Source organism: Achromobacter xylosoxidans (genome assembly GCF_002192695.1).
Taxonomy (GTDB): Bacteria; Pseudomonadota; Gammaproteobacteria; order Burkholderiales; family Burkholderiaceae_B; genus Achromobacter; species Achromobacter xylosoxidans_C.
Window position 1 is genome coordinate 274,577 of sequence record NZ_MTLG01000125.1, and the last position, 16,357, is coordinate 290,933.

Annotated in this window: 16 protein-coding genes; 12 read left to right on the forward strand and 4 right to left on the reverse strand. The window is 65.3% G+C overall.

What is annotated here, in order from left to right; all coding sequences use genetic code 11:
* Window positions 1-291: 291 nt before the first annotated feature.
* A complete protein-coding gene (locus tag BRO63_RS33025; protein ID WP_088143727.1) occupies window positions 292-1,053 on the reverse strand; it encodes a hypothetical protein in 762 nt (253 codons plus the stop codon).
* 234 nt (window positions 1,054-1,287) lie between these two features.
* Between BRO63_RS33025 and fghA the strand changes: the two genes are divergently transcribed.
* From fghA to rpoH, 3 genes are all read left to right on the forward strand, one after another.
* Complete coding sequence (gene fghA / locus BRO63_RS33030; protein WP_088143728.1) at window positions 1,288-2,154, forward strand: S-formylglutathione hydrolase; 867 nt, start codon at window positions 1,288-1,290, stop codon at window positions 2,152-2,154.
* 93 nt (window positions 2,155-2,247) lie between these two features.
* Entirely contained in the window at window positions 2,248-2,937 is a 690-nt protein-coding gene (locus BRO63_RS33035) for a hypothetical protein (protein ID WP_088143729.1), read from the forward strand.
* A gap of 208 nt (window positions 2,938-3,145) precedes the next feature.
* A complete protein-coding gene (gene rpoH / locus BRO63_RS33040) occupies window positions 3,146-4,030 on the forward strand; it encodes an RNA polymerase sigma factor RpoH (RefSeq protein ID WP_054455457.1) in 885 nt (294 codons plus the stop codon).
* A 344-nt stretch (window positions 4,031-4,374) separates the two neighbouring features.
* Here the strand turns inward: rpoH and cpdA are convergent, their stop codons facing one another.
* Window positions 4,375-5,214, reverse strand: a complete 840-nt coding sequence (gene cpdA / locus BRO63_RS33045) for a 3',5'-cyclic-AMP phosphodiesterase (RefSeq protein WP_088143730.1) — start codon at window positions 5,212-5,214, stop codon at window positions 4,375-4,377.
* Window positions 5,215-5,398: 184 nt separating this feature from the next.
* Between cpdA and BRO63_RS33050 the strand changes: the two genes are divergently transcribed.
* Entirely contained in the window at window positions 5,399-8,113 is a 2,715-nt protein-coding gene (locus tag BRO63_RS33050) for a cation:proton antiporter (protein ID WP_088143731.1), read from the forward strand.
* Window positions 8,114-8,155: 42 nt separating this feature from the next.
* On the opposite strand, the gene BRO63_RS33055 is transcribed toward BRO63_RS33050, so the two are convergent.
* Window positions 8,156-8,968: an NUDIX hydrolase gene (locus tag BRO63_RS33055; protein WP_088143732.1), complete on the reverse strand. Its 813-nt coding sequence runs from the start codon at window positions 8,966-8,968 to the stop codon at window positions 8,156-8,158.
* A gap of 290 nt (window positions 8,969-9,258) precedes the next feature.
* Here BRO63_RS33055 and coxB point away from each other — a divergent pair, with 290 nt between their 5' ends.
* The 5 genes from coxB (at window position 9,259) to BRO63_RS33075 (ending at window position 13,433) form a co-directional block, all read left to right on the forward strand.
* Complete coding sequence (gene coxB, locus BRO63_RS33060; protein WP_054455449.1) at window positions 9,259-10,416, forward strand: cytochrome c oxidase subunit II; 1,158 nt, start codon at window positions 9,259-9,261, stop codon at window positions 10,414-10,416.
* 104 nt (window positions 10,417-10,520) lie between these two features.
* Window positions 10,521-12,128, forward strand: coding sequence for a cytochrome c oxidase subunit I (gene ctaD, locus BRO63_RS33065; RefSeq protein ID WP_088143733.1), 1,608 nt, complete (start codon window positions 10,521-10,523; stop codon window positions 12,126-12,128).
* Between the two features lie 31 nt (window positions 12,129-12,159).
* Complete coding sequence (locus tag BRO63_RS34375; protein ID WP_013390977.1) at window positions 12,160-12,285, forward strand: cytochrome oxidase small assembly protein; 126 nt, start codon at window positions 12,160-12,162, stop codon at window positions 12,283-12,285.
* Window positions 12,286-12,294: 9 nt separating this feature from the next.
* Window positions 12,295-12,519, forward strand: coding sequence for a DUF2970 domain-containing protein (locus BRO63_RS33070; RefSeq protein WP_043541919.1), 225 nt, complete (start codon window positions 12,295-12,297; stop codon window positions 12,517-12,519).
* Between the two features lie 38 nt (window positions 12,520-12,557).
* Window positions 12,558-13,433 carry a cytochrome c oxidase subunit 3 gene (locus BRO63_RS33075; RefSeq protein WP_042795688.1) on the forward strand — a complete coding sequence of 292 codons (876 nt, stop codon included), beginning with the start codon at window positions 12,558-12,560 and terminating at the stop codon, window positions 13,431-13,433.
* Between the two features lie 101 nt (window positions 13,434-13,534).
* Here BRO63_RS33075 and BRO63_RS33080 read toward each other — a convergent pair whose 3' ends face one another.
* A complete protein-coding gene (locus BRO63_RS33080; protein WP_006224570.1) occupies window positions 13,535-13,735 on the reverse strand; it encodes a twin transmembrane helix small protein in 201 nt (66 codons plus the stop codon).
* Between the two features lie 39 nt (window positions 13,736-13,774).
* Here BRO63_RS33080 and BRO63_RS33085 point away from each other — a divergent pair, with 39 nt between their 5' ends.
* The 3 genes from BRO63_RS33085 (at window position 13,775) to BRO63_RS33095 (ending at window position 16,350) form a co-directional block, all read left to right on the forward strand.
* Window positions 13,775-14,581 (forward strand): SURF1 family protein, encoded by an 807-nt coding sequence (locus BRO63_RS33085; protein WP_088143734.1) that lies wholly within the window; start codon window positions 13,775-13,777, stop codon window positions 14,579-14,581.
* 90 nt (window positions 14,582-14,671) lie between these two features.
* Window positions 14,672-15,253: an SCO family protein gene (locus BRO63_RS33090; RefSeq protein ID WP_088143735.1), complete on the forward strand. Its 582-nt coding sequence runs from the start codon at window positions 14,672-14,674 to the stop codon at window positions 15,251-15,253.
* Between the two features lie 62 nt (window positions 15,254-15,315).
* Entirely contained in the window at window positions 15,316-16,350 is a 1,035-nt protein-coding gene (locus tag BRO63_RS33095) for a COX15/CtaA family protein (protein WP_088143854.1), read from the forward strand.
* Window positions 16,351-16,357 lie beyond the last annotated feature (7 nt).

Here is a 16,357-nt window from a genome sequence, read left to right on the forward strand (position 1 = left end):
TGCAATAGTAATAAATAGGGTGTGTCCCTATTTATATATATGGCTTGTCATTCTCCGTTAATTCGGTGACGCATCAATAGCCGCGCCAAATGGGGCTTGCCAGAGGGGTATGCACCAGGAGGGTGCGCCGGCGGCGGGTAAACGGCCGTTTTTCTCTTTATGTGTCCCTAATTTATTAGAGAATATGGCGGGCCCAAAATGATGCTCGGCGTTGCGGAAATGCAAATGCGTCCGCCGGCCTGCGCCGCCGCGGCCGGAAAAATGAAGAACCCGCCGTCCGGCGGGTCCATATCAGGAAGAGGTCGACGTAGGCGTCGTTGTGGGAGGCGCGGAACCAGGCTCGGCATCGGACGATGCGGCGGCCGGTTTCTTGCGCGGACGCCCGCGCTGGCCGGGGGCGACCCGGCGGCTGGCGGTATGGGCCAGGCTGGCGATGAAAGCGGGACCGCCCAGCGCCCATTGTCCGGAGACGGCCTGGTCGATGCGCTGGGTTTCCTCGCGCGACAGGCCGTCCTGCAAACGCTTGCGGTAATTGGCCTGGCGGTCGAACGGGGTATTGCCGCAAGCCCAGTAGTCCGCATGGTCCGACTGCCATTGCGCGGGCGCGGCGGTGGTGTTGCCCGTATGGCTGGAAGCGGAAGACCAGGGCCAGGAATCGGGATCCTGCGAGGCGCCGCTGCGCACCGGGTAGGTTTCGAGCCAGACCAGCGACGGCAGCACCCAGGCGCCCGGCTCCAGCAAGGCGGAGCGGTAGCGGCCTGCAAAGACGCGGCCGCCGCGCAGGCGCGCCGCGAGGTTGCGGCCCAGCGTCTGCATCAGGCGCGGCAGGCCTTCCTCGTCCGCGGGCGTGGCCAGCAGCAGGATGCGGTCGTTGGCAAGCAGCCAGCCGTGAACCGAGACGCGGTGGCGTTGGGCGGATTCGCCCAGCCACGTGGCCAGTTGGTTCAGGATGTCGGCCGGCGCGGGTTGCGACGGCGCCGCCAGCGGCTGGATGAAGTTGGCCTGCACCAGTTGGGGCAGCCCAGGGGCGTACAGACGGGGCAGACGGGCCATAGTGTCAGGACTTGCGTATTTGGAAGAACGGGTTGTCTTCGCTCACGGTATATAAATAGTGCCACGGTGGGCGCTGGTCAAGTCCCGTGATCATGGTCAGGGCAGGAAATCGCTTTTTTTCTGTCGTTCGTACCCCATAAAGCCCAGGTTAACATTCGGCGACGGAACGTCGTACCGTGGATATCCCCTAATCCGCGGGACGTTTTTTCCCATCATTTCGACCGGAGAAAAGCAATGGCAGTCGCCCTGGAACTCATTTCGCAGCATCGCTGCTTCGGCGGCTGGCAGCGCTATTACCGCCACGAGTCCGCGGAGATCGGCCTGCCCATGCGCTTCTCGGTCTACATTCCGCCGCAGGCCGAGCAAGGCCCGGTGCCGGTGCTGTTCTACCTGGCGGGCCTGACCTGCACGGAAGAGACCTTCATGATCAAGGCGGGCGCCCAGCGCCTGGCCGCCGAGCTCGGCGTCATGCTGGTCGCCCCGGACACCAGCCCGCGCGGCGCCAACGTGGCGGGCGAGGACGAAAGCTGGGACCTGGGCACCGGCGCGGGTTTCTATGTGGACGCGACCACCCCCGCCTGGCGCGGTCACTACCGCATGTACAGCTACGTGACGCAGGAATTGCACGCCATCGTCACGGGCGAGGCCCTGCCCGGCGACGCGTCGCGCACCGGCATTTTCGGCCACTCCATGGGCGGCCACGGCGCGCTCGTGCTGGCGCTGCGCAACCCCGGCAAGTTCCGCTCGGTGTCCGCGTTTGCGCCCATCGCCGCGCCCAGCCAGTGCCCCTGGGGCAAGAAGGCGTTCGGCGCCTATCTGGGCGACAAGGCGGAGGACTGGGCCGCCTACGATGCCTCGGCGCTGATGCGTAGCGCCACGAACCCATTTCCCGCCGGCATCCTGATCGATCAGGGCGAGTCGGATCAGTTCCTGGCCGAACAGTTGTATCCCGAGGTATTCGAGGCGGCCTGCGCCGCCGCCGGCCAGCCGCTGGACCTGCGGCGCCAGCCGGGCTACGACCACGGCTATTACTTCATCTCGACGTTCATTGAGGATCACATCCGGTTTCACGTCGAGCGGCTTGGAAAACCGGCGCCCTGAAGGCGCGCTTCTATACTGGCGAGCCCGCCGCGGCAGGCTGCCTGCGCGCCCCGGCGCGCCGCCTGCGGTCTGCGCTCAATAGGAACGCCTGATTTGGTCAACGGAATCGCTCCCTTCGTCTGGATACTGCTGGGCGCCGTCGTCGTCCTGCTGCCCGGCATCGTCATGCTGTTGGGTCGCGGCGGCCCGCGCGACGAGCGCGGCCGCCGGATGTTCCAGTTCCGGCCGGTGCGCCGCCTGTTCGGCCTGATGCTGGTGCTGCTGGGATGCGTGTCGGGCCTGCTGGCCCTTTCGCTGGTGCAGTTCTTCCGCCTGACGGCCGACGAGCCGGTGGCGCATGTAGAAGTGCGCCAGGTGGCCGACGGCCAGTTCCAGCTCAGCGCCAGCGCGCCCGGCACCGGCACCAAGCAGTATGTCCTCTATGGGGATCAGTGGCAGATCGATGCCCGCGTCGTGCGCTGGCGGCTGCCTGCGCTGATGGCCGGCGTGCCGCCGCTGTATCGGCTGGAGCGCTTGTCCGGCCGCTATAGCGATGCGGCGCGCGAGGCCTCGGCCACGCGTTCGGTCCACGCGCTGGATGATTGGCCGGCGCCGGATCTGGCATCGCTGAAGAAGAATTTCCCGAACTGGTTCCCGTTCGTCGATGTCCAATTCGGCAGCGCCGCGTATATGCCGCTGTTCGACGGCGCCCGCTACCAGGTGCTGATGGATCCGCGTGGGGCGCTGTTCGTGCGGCCCGACGGCGAGGCCACGGCCGAGGGCCTGAAGCGCCTCGGCTGGTAGGCCAAACCGCAGCCGTGCCCGAATGCAGGGACCGGCCGGCAGCGTGCGCTTGTCCCCATAGCGACGCCCCGCCTCAAAAAAATAAACGGGGACACATATAGTCAAAGGAAACTTTGACGCGCCGCAATAGTCGAATTAGCACTCCCAATACTAGAGTGCTAACATCGAATCCATGTCGTTATCCCTTCGCCATCCGGAGACCCCCGCTATGAAGCAACCCAGTACCTCGTTGGCCGCTTCCGGCAACGCCCTGGCGTTGGCCATTGCCAATCCGGGCGCACTTGGCACGATCGACGCTTATATCTCCTCGGTCAACCGCCTGCCGGTCCTGTCCGCGGAACGTGAAACCGAGCTTGGCCGCCGCCTGCGCGACCAGGAAGATCTGGGCGCCGCGCGCGAACTGATTCTGTCGCACCTGCGCCTGGTGGTGTCGGTGGCCCGCCAGTACCTGGGCTACGGATTGCCGCATGCCGATCTCATCCAGGAAGGCAACGTCGGCCTGATGAAGGCCGTCAAGCGCTTCGACCCCGAGCGCGGCGTGCGCCTGGTGTCGTTCGCGGTGCACTGGATCAAGGCCGAAATCCACGAATACATCATCCGCAACTGGCGCCTGGTGAAGGTCGCGACCACCAAGGCCCAGCGCAAGCTGTTCTTCAACCTGCGCAGCATGCGCCCCGACGGCCAGACGCTGGACCCGGAACAGGTTGACCACATCGCGCGCGAACTGAACGTGCGCCGCGAAGACGTCAGCGAAATGGAAGTGCGCCTGTCCGGCCGCGACATGTCGCTTGAAAATCAGGACGATGACGACGACAGCTACGCGCCCATCGCCTACCTGTCCGACGAGGGCCGCCAGGAACCCACCCGGGTGCTGGAGCGCGCCGCGCGCGACCAGCTGCAAAGCGCCGGCCTGACCGACGCGCTGCAAGCGCTGGATCCGCGTTCGCGCCGCATCGTCGAGGCCCGCTGGCTGCAGGACGACGGCGGCGCCACGCTGCACGAACTGGCGCAGGAGTTCGGCGTGTCGGCCGAGCGCATCCGCCAGATCGAAGCGGCCGCCCTGAAGAAGATGCGCGGCAACCTCGCGTCTTGAGGCGCCTCTCGATGGACCACGAAAGGGCCGCTGGATAGCGGCCCTTTTGCTTTTCCGGCGCACGGCGGCCGCGCGTGAATAAATTGATACAAATTCGGGCGGAAAATTTGCGCGGCGCAAGAAACTTAATGAGGATCGCACCGCCTAACTTCATGTAGACCGCGAACTTCGGTTAGCAGTCTTGTCATCCGTCTCGGCTTCTCCTCTTTCCCCTCCCCTATGAGACGGATGCTTGCGGGGCACCATGCATACGTGGTGCCCCGTTTTTTATGCGCGCGCGCTTTGCGCCTGCCGAGGGAGGGTGCGGCGAACGCCGTTCGCCGCCAGGGCGAAGCGCGGCCTGCCTAGGCCGCCTGGGCGCTGTCGGCGGCCGTCCTGGCGCCATGCCACAGCGCGTCCTGCACGCGCCGCACGCCCGTCGCCATCGAACCGTCCTGGTACAGCTTGATCCAGCGGTAGCCGGGCGCCATGTTGTCCACCACGTGCTTGCCGTCGCGGATGCTGAACTGGAAGCAGGTCGACGGCGTGGCCAGCAGGCGCAGGTTGTGGCGGCGGCGGTCGAACTCATGGTGCACATGGCCCCACAGCAGCACGCGGACCTGCGGCCAGCGCGTCAGCAGCTTGAACAGGGCCTGCGGGTTGTCGATCATCATCGAATCGTGCCAATGGCTGTCGATCTGCATGGGGTTGTGATGCATGGCGATCAGCGTGTGGCGGCCCGGGGCCTCGGCCAGCGCGGCCTCCAGCAGATCGAGCTGGCTCGTGGGCAGATGGCCGGCGTTGGAGCCTGGCACGGTGGTGTCCAGCGCCACCACGCGCCAGGCGCCCACGTCGGTCACCGGAACCGACCATTGCGGCAATTCCTGGCGCATCACGGCGGGCAGGTCATGGTTGCCCGGCAGGCAGCGGATGCAGGCCCGCTCCAGCGCCGGCGCCTCGGACAGGACGCGCGCCAGCCGCTGATAGGCCGCGGCTTCGCCGTCCTGGGACATGTCGCCGGTGGCCAGCAGCAGATCGGGGTGCTTGCCGTCCGCCTCGATCTGGCGCAGTACCGCGCGCAGACTGGCGTCCGTGTTGACGCCCAGCATCGAGGTCTCCGGTTCGCCGAACAGATGGCTGTCGGTCAGCTGGACCAGCATGGCGGGCGCGTCGTCGCGCCGGGTCAGGGAGTGGATCCGGGCCAAGTGCCGCTCCTGCAAAGTTTGTGCGATTCCACATTACCCAAAAAACAGGGCGCGGCGCGTATCGCTTGTCCGCATTGGGGTAACGAAACGTGCATTCTCCACGATTCCTGACGGTTTCCGCCCCGGTGCGGGAGGAAAAAGCCGCTATTCTTGTGGAACTTCACACAAGCTCCGCCCACAGAACATGGATGTAGGTTTTCTCGTATTCGGCCTGGCAGGTCTGCTGACGCTGGTCTGTTTCATGCCGCCCCTGGCCGGACGCCTCAAGCTGCCCTACTCGGTGCTGCTGGCCATCGTCGGCTGTCTGCTCGGCATCATCGTGCACGTGCACGGCTGGGCGCCCAGCTGGATCGGCGACTTCCTGGATTCGCTGGAACGCTTCGAGATTTCGTCCGAAACCTTCCTGATGGTGTTCCTGCCGGTGCTCCTGTTCGAGACCGCGCTGTCCATGAACGTGCGGCGCCTGATGGACGACATCGGCCCCATCCTCATGATGGCCATCGTGGCCGTGGTGGTCTGCACCGTGGTGGTCGGGGTCACGCTGGATGCCATCTCGCCCTACGGCCTGGTGGTCTGCCTGCTGCTGGGCGCCATCGTCGCCACCACCGATCCCGTGGCGGTGGTGGGCATCTTTCGCGAAGTGGGCGCGCCCAAGCGCCTGACCACCCTGGTCGAAGGCGAAAGCCTGTTCAACGACGCGGCGTCCATCGCCCTGTACTCGGTGCTGCTGGCGGTGCTGGGCGGCCATGGCGAACTTACCGCCAGCGGCATCTTCAACGACTTCATCGTGCACTTCATCGGCGGCGGCGTGGCGGGCTTCGCCATGGGCCGCCTGGCCTGCTTCCTGTTCGCCTGGCTGCGCGGCTTTCCCACCGCGGAAATCACGCTGACCCTGACGCTGGCCTATCTGTCCTTCTTCATTTCCGAGCACTACCTGAACGTGTCGGGCGTGGTCGCCACGGTGATCGCCGGCCTGGTGGTGGGATCCACCGGCCGCACGCGCATGTCGCCCACCACCTTCGAGTACCTGTCCAGCGCCTGGGAGCAATTCGGGTTCTGGGCCAACTCGCTGATTTTCCTGTTCGCGGCCATGCTGATCCCCAAGCTGATGGCGGCCGCCGACTGGCAGGAGCTGGTGCTGGTCGCCGTGGTGTTCGTGGCGACGCTGGTCGCGCGCGCCATCGTCGTCTTCGGCCTGTTGCCCTTGCTGGGGCTGACCCGGCTGGGGACCAAGGTCAGCAATCCCTACAAGGTGGTCATGCTGTGGGGCGGCCTGCGTGGCGCCGTATCGCTGGCGCTGGCGCTGGCGGTCACGGAGCAGACAGGGGTGGCCGAAGAGGCGCGCCAGTTCATCGCGGTCGCGACCACCAGCTATGTGCTGCTGACCCTGTTCATCAACGGCATCAGCCTGCGCCCGCTGATCCGCATGCTGGGCCTGAACCAGCTGTCGCCCGTGGAGCGCACCATCCGCAACCAGGCCCTGGCCGTGGCCCTGGAAGACCTGCAGGGCAAGACCGAAGAGGTGGCCCGGGCCGAGCATATCGGCACCGAGGTCCGCGACCGCATCCGCTCCGTGTTCGACGCCAGCCTGACCAGCGTGCACGACGGCCAGGTCAGCCAGATGACGGACGACCAGCGCGTGGCGGTGGGCCTGGCCATCGTGGCGCAGCGCGAAGAGGAAATGTTCTTCGACATCCTGAAGGCGCAGATCGTGGACTGGCGCATGGCCGAAACCCTGCTGGCGCGGGCGGAACGGCTGGAGGATGCGATCCGGCTGGGCGGCATACCCGGCTTCGAGCGCGCCATCGTCGCCGACGTGCGCTATTCCACCGGTTTCCGCCTGGCCCTGCGCCTGCACTACCTGTTCGGCTTCCAAGGCTGGCTGGCGCGCGAACTGGGCCAGCGCTTCGCCAATCTGATGAGCAAGCGGTCGGTCGCGCAGCGCCTGATCGCCTTTGCGCGCGAACAGATCACGCCCCTGCTGGGCGAGGAAGCCACGCAGCGCATCGTGTCGCTGCACCAGCGCCGGCTGGACCTGATCGAAAACGCCATGCAGGCCCTGAACCTGCAGTATCCGTCCTACGCCCAGTGGCTGCAGGAAAGCTACCTGGGCCGCGTGGCTCGCGAAATGGAGCGCATCCGCTACCGCGACATGCTTGAGCAGTTCCTGATCAGCGGCGAGGTCTACGCGGACCTGATGGCGCAGTTGAAGAGCCGCTGGGCCCACATCGACAAGCACCCGCCGCTGGACATCGAAATGAGCGCGGCCGAACTGATCAAGCGCGTGCCGCTGTTCGAAGGCCTGTCCGCGGATTCGCTGCGGGCCATCAGCAAGCTGCTCAAGCCGCGCCTGGCGCTGCCGGATCAGCGCGTGCTGACCAAGGGCCGCCATGGCGAAGAGATGTGTTTCGTGGCCTCGGGCGCCGTGGCCGTGCATCTGCCGGACAACACCATGATCGAACTGGGCAGCGGTGAATTCTTCGGCGAACTCGGCCTGCTGGGCGAACAGCAGCTGATGCCGGAGGTGACGTCGCTGGGCTACAGCAAGCTGCTGATGCTGTCCTCGCGCGATTTCCACGCCCTGCTGGCGCGTGACGAGCATCTGCGTGAACGCATCCAGGTCGTGGCCAAGCAGCGCCTGCGCGCGATCGAGGTATGGAAGCAGTTTTCGCAGGCCAATGCCGCGCCGGCTCCGGTGCCCGCGCCGGCTTCGGCGCCGAGCCCGGCCCAGGCCGCCGAAGCCGCCGAAGCGGCGGGCGCGTCGTCCGGCACCGATGCCCTGGCGGCCCGCGAGGCGCGGGAAACGGACGCGCCGGCGGCAAGCGATGCCGTGGGCAATCCTGCCGATAGCCCCGCACGCAACCCCGCCCTGGGCGAGCCGGGCATCGTCCCGCGTTAGCGCTGGATCCCGTGGATGCCTCCGCATCCGCCGGACGGCATGCTAGGCCGGGATTTCGCCGGCCGCGCGGCGCTGCATGATGTCTTCGAGGATCACCAGCGCCGCCTCCAGCGTGAATTCGCCTTCCGCGACCTGGCGCACGGCCGTGGCCGCGTCGATGGTGGCGATCTCCATCACCTCGCCGTCCCGGTTGGCGGGACGCGCATCCGCCGCCAGCACGCAGGTGCTGGTCAGGACATCCTCGACCTGATAACCCTCGGGCAGCCGGCGGTGGATGCGCAGAATGGTGCGCAGGGGCGAGCGCCGCGTCAGGTCGGGCGCGTCCAGCCCTGCTTCTTCACCGCATTCGCGCACCAGCGCCAGTTCCAGGTCTTCGCGGCTGCCCGCCAGACCGCCGACCAAGGTGTCCCACATACCGGGATCGGTGGACTTGCTGAGCGCGCGGCGCGCGACCCACAAGCGGCCGTCCGGCGTCCAGGCGTTCAGGTGCACGGCCTTGGTGAGCAAGCCCAGCGGCCGCACTGCGGCGCGTTCAATCACGCCCAGCGGCTCATCTCCGTCCAGAACGTCCAGCAATTCGTCGCGCCAACCGCGCAAGCAGTTGGCTTGGCGCAACAGTTGCGCCGCGTGTTCGAGCACGTTGTTCAGGCTCGCGCCCGGTTGCAGGTCCGTGCCGATGCGCAGGCTCTCGCCATCCGCCGCGATGCCGGGCGCATCGCGCAATGCGTCGCACGCCGCGTGCGTGGCCCAGCCGCAGCGACGCCCCGCTACATATAGAGCGCGCGCGCCTTGCGGGGCGGGCTCTTGCGCGCGGGCGCACAGGTCGGCGTACAAGTCGGACAACTGCTTGGGCATCGTGGAACCATGGTGATGAGGTTGCCGACGATTTTATGCCACCCTGTTTTACGGCGCGTGGTCAAGGGGGCGCGGCCAGATGGGGGCAGGCTGGATGAATTCAAGGGCGCTAACTTACATCTGTTTGCGCGTCCGCTATAATCCGCCAGTTTCTTTGTGATTTCGAGTGGGAACGACAGGGGCCGCTCTATCTCCCCGTCACGCCCTACCATCTAATAATTGCGCGTTGCCCGGTTCCGGCGACTTCCGCCACTAGCGAACGGACCTTCGCGCCGTGTTTCGAGGTAAGCATGAAGAAGTGGAGAGGGATACTGGGGGCTTGTGCGATGCTGATTGGCAGCGTGGCAGGTGCTCAGGTGCAAGACATGCCCGGCGGCCCGAAGGTCAATCAGCTCAACCTGCATGAAGGTGTCACGGCAATCTCGCGCGACATCATGTGGTTGCATTGGATGTTGCTCACGATCTGTATCGTGATCTTCATCGGCGTCTTCGGAGTGATGTTCTACTCCATCTGGGCGCACCGCAAATCCCGTGGCCACAAGGCCGCGACCTTCCATGAACATCTGGGCGTGGAAGTTGCCTGGACCGTCATCCCGTTCATCATCGTCATCGCCATGGCGCTGCCCGCCACCAAGACGGTGGTCGCGATGAAGGACACCTCCAGCGCCGACCTCACCGTGAAGGTCACCGGCTACCAATGGAAGTGGGGCTACGAATACCTCGACGGCTCGGCCACCGGCATCAAGTTCCTCTCCACGCTGTCGACGCCGCGCGCCCAGATCGAGAACCGCGAACCCAAGGGCGAGTTCTACCTGATGGAAGTGGACAACCATCTGGTCGTCCCCGCCAACAAGAAGGTCCGCATCGTGCTGACCGCTGCCGACGTCATCCACTCCTGGATGATTCCGGACTTCGGCGTGAAGCAGGACGCCATCCCCGGCTTCCTGCGCGACACCTGGTTCAACGCCGACAAGCCCGGTATCTACCGCGGCCAGTGCGCGGAACTGTGCGGCAAGGATCACGCATTCATGCCCATCGTCGTGGAAGTCATGGCGCAAGCCGACTACGATAAGTGGGTTGAAGACCAAAAGAAGAAGATGGCGGCAAACGCCGACGATCCCAATAAAGAGTGGACGGAAGCCGAACTGGTTGCCCGCGGCGAAAAGGTTTTCGCGGCGAATTGCGTTGCCTGTCACCAGGCCAACGGCAAGGGCATCCCGGGCAGCTTCCCCCCGCTCGACGGAGACAAGGTTGTTCTGGGCCCGAAGGCGGAACAGATCAACACCGTGCTGAAGGGCAAGCCCGGCACCGCGATGGCGGCATTCGGCGGGCAGCTCAACGATGTCGAAATCGCAGCGGTCATCAGCTATACGCGCCATGCCTGGAGCAATGCAGGCAAGGGGCAGGACCCGACGGTTCTACCGAAGGACGTGCAGGCTGCGCGCTGATTGCGCGCGCCTCGGCACACCCTCGCAGAACCGGTTCCGTTTAGTTAGAGATACCCTGCCGGCCCCGTAGACCGGGCCCGGCACTCAGCAGGAAGGAGTCCATCATGAGCAGCGTCACTGTAGACCACGTGTCGCCGGGCCACGGCCACGGTCACGATGACCACCACCACGCCATCCCCACCGGCTGGCGCCGCTGGCTTTTCGCCACGAACCACAAAGACATCGGGACGATGTACCTCATCTTCTCGTTCGTCATGCTGCTGGAAGGCGGCACGCTGGCGCTGCTGCTGCGCACCGAGCTCTTCGAGCCGGGCCTGCAGTTCTTCCGCCCCGAACTCTTCAACCAGTTCACCACCATGCACGGCCTCGTCATGGTGTTCGGCGCGGTCATGCCGGCCTTCGTGGGCTTCGCCAACTGGATGATCCCGATGCAGATCGGCGCCTCCGACATGGCCTTCGCCCGCATGAACAACTTCAGCTTCTGGCTGCTGCCGGTGGCCGCGATCATGCTGACCGCGTCGTTCTTCGTGCCCGGCGGCGCCACCGCGGCCGGCTGGACGCTGTATGCGCCGCTGTCGCTGCAGATGGGCCCGGGCATGGACCTGGCGATCTTCGCGCTGCACATCATGGGCGCCTCGTCCATCATGGGCGCGATCAACATCATCGTCACCATCCTGAACATGCGCGCGCCCGGCCTGACGCTGATGAAGATGCCGCTGTTCTGCTGGACCTGGCTGATCACCGCCTTCCTGCTGCTGGCCGTGATGCCGGTGCTGGCAGCCGCCATCACCATGGTGCTGACCGACCGCCATTTCGGCACGGGCTTCTTCAATGCCGCCGCCGGCGGTGACCCGGTCCTGTACCAGCACGTGTTCTGGTTCTTCGGGCACCCCGAGGTCTACATCATGATCTTGCCGGCGTTCGGCATCGTGTCGGCCATCGTGCCCGCGTTCGCCCGCAAGAAGCTGTTCGGCTACGCCTCGATGGTCTACGCCACTGCTTCGATCGCCGTGCTGTCCTTCATCGTGTGGGCGCACCACATGTTCACCACCGGCATGCCGGTGACGGGCCAGCTCTACTTCATGTACGCCACCATGCTCATCTCCATCCCGACCGGGGTGAAGGTGTTCAACTGGGTCGCCACCATGTGGCGCGGCTCCATGACGTTCGAGACCCCCATGCTGTTCTCGATCGGCTTCATCTTCGTGTTCACGATGGGCGGCTTCACTGGCCTGATCCTGTCGGTGGCCCCGATCGACATCCAGGTCCATGACACCTACTACGTGGTTGCGCACTTCCACTACGTGCTGGTGGCGGGCTCGCTGTTCGCCTTGTTTGCCGGCGCCTATTACTGGGTGCCCAAGTGGACGGGCCGCATGTACAGCGAAAAGCTGGGCAAGCTGCACTTCTGGTCGACGCTGATCTCGTTCAACGTCACCTTCTTCCCGATGCACTTCCTGGGCCTGGCAGGTATGCCGCGCCGTTACGCCGACTACGCCGGCCAGTTCACGACCTTCCACCAGATGGCCACCATTGGCGCGTTCTGGTTCGGCCTGTCGCAGCTGATTTTCCTGTGGGCGATGGTGCGTTGCTACCGGGGCAAGGGCGACGTCGCCGCGGCCAAGCCGTGGGAAGGCGCCGAAGGCCTGGAGTGGACCGTGCCTTCGCCGGCGCCGTTCCATACTTTCGAAACCCCGCCCGAAGTGAAGTAAGGCAGCCTTTCATGTTTCAGGTAGCACAGCAATGACACCCGAGCAGCGCCGCCGCAACAAGATCGCAGGTCTGGTCCTGCTGGCTTTCGTCATTGCCGTGTTTGCCTGGACCGTGTTGCGCGGCTCGGCCCTGCTGTCTGGCGTCGCGGTCAGTTAGGCGCGGGCCATGAGCGACGACCTGCGCCAAACCTCCCAGCGCAAGCTGAGTTTCCTTCAGACCATGAAGGCGGTGGCGTGGGGATTCTTCGGCGTGCGCAAGGGGGCGGGCCATCGGGAAGACGTCGCCAAGCTCAACCCGGTCCATGTGATCGTGGCGGGGCTGCTGGCAGCGGCCATCTTCGTTACTGTGCTGGTATTAATTGTGCGTTGGGCCGTTTCCAGCCTGACTTGAATCACTTAATTCTATAAATCTGTACCAGGGAGAAAGCCATGAGTGCAAGCCACTCGGTTCAAGGTAAAGAGGCACCGTATTACTTCGTGCCCGCCGACTCGGGGCATCCCGTGCGTACGGCTGTGGCGCTGCTGTTCATGGGTCTGAGCGCCGCGGCCTGGATCAACGGCGTCAGCTGGGCCAAATGGACCCTGCTGGCGGGTTTCATCGGCCTGATCGTGGTGCTGTACTACTGGTTCGGCGACGCCATCCACGAATCCGAGATCGGCCTGAACAGCAAGCGCATCGACGGTTCCTACCGTTGGGGCATGAGCTGGTTCATTTTCTCGGAAGTCATGTTCTTCGCGGCGTTCTTCGGCGCCCTCTGGTACACGCGCACCATCACCACGCCGTGGCTGGGCGACATGGACCACCGCCTGATGCTGTGGCCCGACTTCCAGGCGGTGTGGCCGAACTTCGGCCCTGCCGGCGTGGTCGAGCACTTCCAGACCGTCGGCCCGTTCTGGCTGCCCACCATCAACACCGCGCTGCTGCTGAGCTCCGGCGTCACGCTGACCATCGCCCACCATGCGCTGCGTGAAAACCATCGCGGCAAGACCATCTTCTGGCTGCTGGCCACCGTGGTCCTGGGCTTCGTCTTCGTGGCCTGTCAGGCTTACGAATACCACCACGCCTATACCGAGCTGAACCTGAAGTTCAATTCGGGCGCCTACGGGTCGCTGTTCTACATGCTGACGGGCTTCCACGGCTTTCACGTGCTGCTGGGTGCCACCATGCTGACGGTCATCCTGATCCGCCTGATCCGCGGGCATTTCACGGCTGACCATCACTTCGGTTTCGAAGGCGCCGCCTGGTACTGGCACTTCGTGGACGTGGTGTGGCTGGGCCTGTACCTGTTCGTGTACTGGTTCTGAGCGTTACGCGGAATCAATGAAGCGCGCCAGTTCCTGTGTGAGAACTGGCGCGTTTTACTCATCTGCGATCGTGCACTTGCGGGAACCCGCGGCCCGGATGCCTATCTAAGGCCTGTGCTTTCGATCCAGCCCATGTGATGGGCGAACAGCACGAACAGGAACAGGGCCACCGATAATCCGATGCGCACCGTCAGCGCGTTGACCGTGCGGCTGGTGGTTCCCTTGTCCCGCATCAGGTAGACCAGGGCCGATGCCAGGCTGGCCAGAATCCCGATAAAGGCCAGGACGACGAAAACGCGCATGGTGGTCTCCGGACGAATCAGAGTAGTTATTGTAGAAATATGGCCCGACCGCATTCAACCCGATACACGGTAGCCGCCTTGCTGTTGCTGGGCGCCGCCGTGGTCATCCTGGCATCGCTAGGTCAATGGCAATTGCGTCGCGGCGATGAGCGACGCGCCATTCTGGCCGCTATCGAAGCGGGCCGCAAGCAAGCGCCGCTGCCTTTGACTCCGGCCACCGACCCTGCTCAGATGACCGCCTGGCGTTCGGCCCAGGCTAGCGGGGTCTGGCTGCCGCAATTCAGTGTACTGCTGGACAACCGCAACCACGACGGCAAGCCCGGCTACTGGCTGGCCACGCCGCTGCTGCTGGACGCCGATGCGCGCCGTGCCGTGCTGGTGCTGCGCGGCTGGATTCCGCGCGTCATGGGAACCCAGGGCCAGGGCCCCGCGCAGCCGCCGCTGCCCGCCACGCCCGAAGGGCCGCAGACGGTGACGGGCGAACTGTCGCCGCGCGTGCCGCGCCTGTTCGAGATCTGGTCGCTGGGCGGGGCGGAGCAGTCCGCCTTGCCGGCCTCGCTGCCCGTGGCGGGCGGCGTCTTGCCGCAGGTGCAGAACCTGCCGCTGGACGCGTATGCCAAATCCACTGGCCTGGCCCTGCTGCCCACGGTGCTGTCGCAGGCGGCCGGCAACGCGGACGATGGCCTGGTGCGCGACTGGCCGCAGCCATCCGTGGACTTCCAGCAGAACACGTCCTATGCCGTACAGTGGTTTGCTTTTGCCTCGATTGCCGCCGTCGCATGGCTGGTGGTGCTGGGGGGCGCCATCCGGCGCATGCGGCGCGCGCAGAACGCGCCCGGCGCCTGACCGGGACGCCGACTCTTAACCCGCAAGACGACAGGATACAAAGTGGCTCGCGACCTTTCCTCTACCAAGCCCGCACGCAAGCGCTCCTTGATGCCGATGCTGCTGGTGTTCCTGTGCTCGCTGGCGCCCATCGTCGCGGCGGTCGTGGTGTATATGAATCCGCAGTGGTGGCCCGACGAATCCAGCAATTACGGCACGCTCCTGAATCCGCAGCGGCCCATGCCCGTGGCCGAGGCCTTGAGCCTGACCACGCTGGATGGCAAGCCCTTCGACCTGCAGAGCCTGAAGGGCAAGTGGCTGCTGGTGGCCGCCGATGGCGGCGCCTGCCCGGAGAGCTGCGCCCGCAAGCTCTTCATCGCGCGCAACAGCCACGCCAGCCAGGGCAAGAACGTCGACCGGCTGGCGCGCGTCTGGTTCATCACAGACGATGCGCCCGTGCCGGACAAGGTGCTGGAAGCCTACAAGGGCACGGTCATGGTGCGCGCCAACCCCGACCAATTGGCGCGGTTCCTGCTGGCGCGCGATACTGCCGCGGGCCAGCCCGGGCTGGAGGCGCCGATCTGGGTGATCGACCCGCTGGGCAACCTGATGATGCAGTACCCTGCCGAGGCTGATGGCGTGAAGGTGCGCAAGGACATCAGCAAGCTGGTCTACAGCTCAAGAATAGGCTGAGCCTCGGGCAGGCATGGTTTTAATGCGTCGCGCGCGGCGCCGCAGAGTGGATGTTTATGGATATCGAACGCATCAAATCGCGTTATCGCAAGCTGGTTTTCTTTACCTGGTTCCTGACGCTGGACCTGATCATGTTCGGCGCCTTTGTGCGGTTGACGGACTCCGGGCTGGGCTGCCCCGACTGGCCTGGCTGCTACGGCAGCGTGACGCCGCTGGGCGCGATGGGCGATATCCACGAAGCATCGCAGGCCATGCCTTTCGGCCCGGTCACCTTGTCCAAGGCCTGGATCGAAATGATCCACCGCTATGTCGGCACCATCCTGGGCATGCTGATCATCGCCATCGTCTACATGGCATGGCGCTACCGCAGCCAGTTGGGCCGTTCGCCCAAGTTGGCGGTCGTGACCCTGATCGCGGTCTGCGTGCAGGGCGCGTTCGGTGCCTGGACCGTGACCCACAAGCTGATGCCGGTCGTCGTGACCGCGCACCTGGTGTTCGGGCTGTCGGTGCTGGCGCTGATGACCTGGCTGTCCGCGCGCGAGCGTCCGCATCTGGCCGTGGCCGCGGCGGCCGCGCGCTGGAAGCCCTGGGTGGCCGGCGGCTTCGCCCTGCTGCTGGTGCAGGTGACCCTGGGCGGTTGGGTCAGCACCAACTACGCCGCGCTGGCCTGCATGGATTTCCCCATGTGCCACGGCGCATGGGTGCCCGAAATGGACTTCCATGGCGGCTATTCGATCATCCGCGCCCTGGGCGAATTGCCGTCTGGCGAGATGATTTCCCAGCCGGCGCTGACCGCAATCCACTGGGTCCACCGCAACTTCGCCTTCGTGGTGTTCCTGTACCTGGGCATACTGGCCTGGCGCCTGCGCGCCGAGCCCGGCCTGCGCGGCCCGGCCACGCTGATGCTGGCGCTGCTGGGCGCGCAGCTGCTGACCGGCCTGACCACGATCTTTTTCCAGTGGCCGCTGTTGATCGCGGTGCTGCACAATGGAGGCGCCGCCGGCCTGACCCTGGCCGCGGTGGTTTTGATGGTGCGTTTGTCCACGGCTGGACGTGCGCCCGCCGGGGGCTACGGCCCCAATTCGGTGCGCGTTTAAAATAGGG

Coding starts and splice junctions, on each gene's coding strand:
- ctaD (WP_088143733.1), top strand. CDS start 10,521: ATGAGCAGCGTCACTGTAGACCACGTGTCGCCGGGCCACGGCCACGGT.
- BRO63_RS33055 (WP_088143732.1), bottom strand. CDS start 8,968: ATGCCCAAGCAGTTGTCCGACTTGTACGCCGACCTGTGCGCCCGCGCG.
- BRO63_RS33090 (WP_088143735.1), top strand. CDS start 14,672: ATGCCGATGCTGCTGGTGTTCCTGTGCTCGCTGGCGCCCATCGTCGCG.
- BRO63_RS33075 (WP_042795688.1), top strand. CDS start 12,558: ATGAGTGCAAGCCACTCGGTTCAAGGTAAAGAGGCACCGTATTACTTC.
- coxB (WP_054455449.1), top strand. CDS start 9,259: ATGAAGAAGTGGAGAGGGATACTGGGGGCTTGTGCGATGCTGATTGGC.
- BRO63_RS33025 (WP_088143727.1), bottom strand. CDS start 1,053: ATGGCCCGTCTGCCCCGTCTGTACGCCCCTGGGCTGCCCCAACTGGTG.
- BRO63_RS34375 (WP_013390977.1), top strand. CDS start 12,160: ATGACACCCGAGCAGCGCCGCCGCAACAAGATCGCAGGTCTGGTCCTG.
- BRO63_RS33070 (WP_043541919.1), top strand. CDS start 12,295: ATGAGCGACGACCTGCGCCAAACCTCCCAGCGCAAGCTGAGTTTCCTT.
- BRO63_RS33050 (WP_088143731.1), top strand. CDS start 5,399: ATGGATGTAGGTTTTCTCGTATTCGGCCTGGCAGGTCTGCTGACGCTG.
- BRO63_RS33080 (WP_006224570.1), bottom strand. CDS start 13,735: ATGCGCGTTTTCGTCGTCCTGGCCTTTATCGGGATTCTGGCCAGCCTG.
- BRO63_RS33085 (WP_088143734.1), top strand. CDS start 13,775: ATGGCCCGACCGCATTCAACCCGATACACGGTAGCCGCCTTGCTGTTG.
- rpoH (WP_054455457.1), top strand. CDS start 3,146: ATGAAGCAACCCAGTACCTCGTTGGCCGCTTCCGGCAACGCCCTGGCG.
- fghA (WP_088143728.1), top strand. CDS start 1,288: ATGGCAGTCGCCCTGGAACTCATTTCGCAGCATCGCTGCTTCGGCGGC.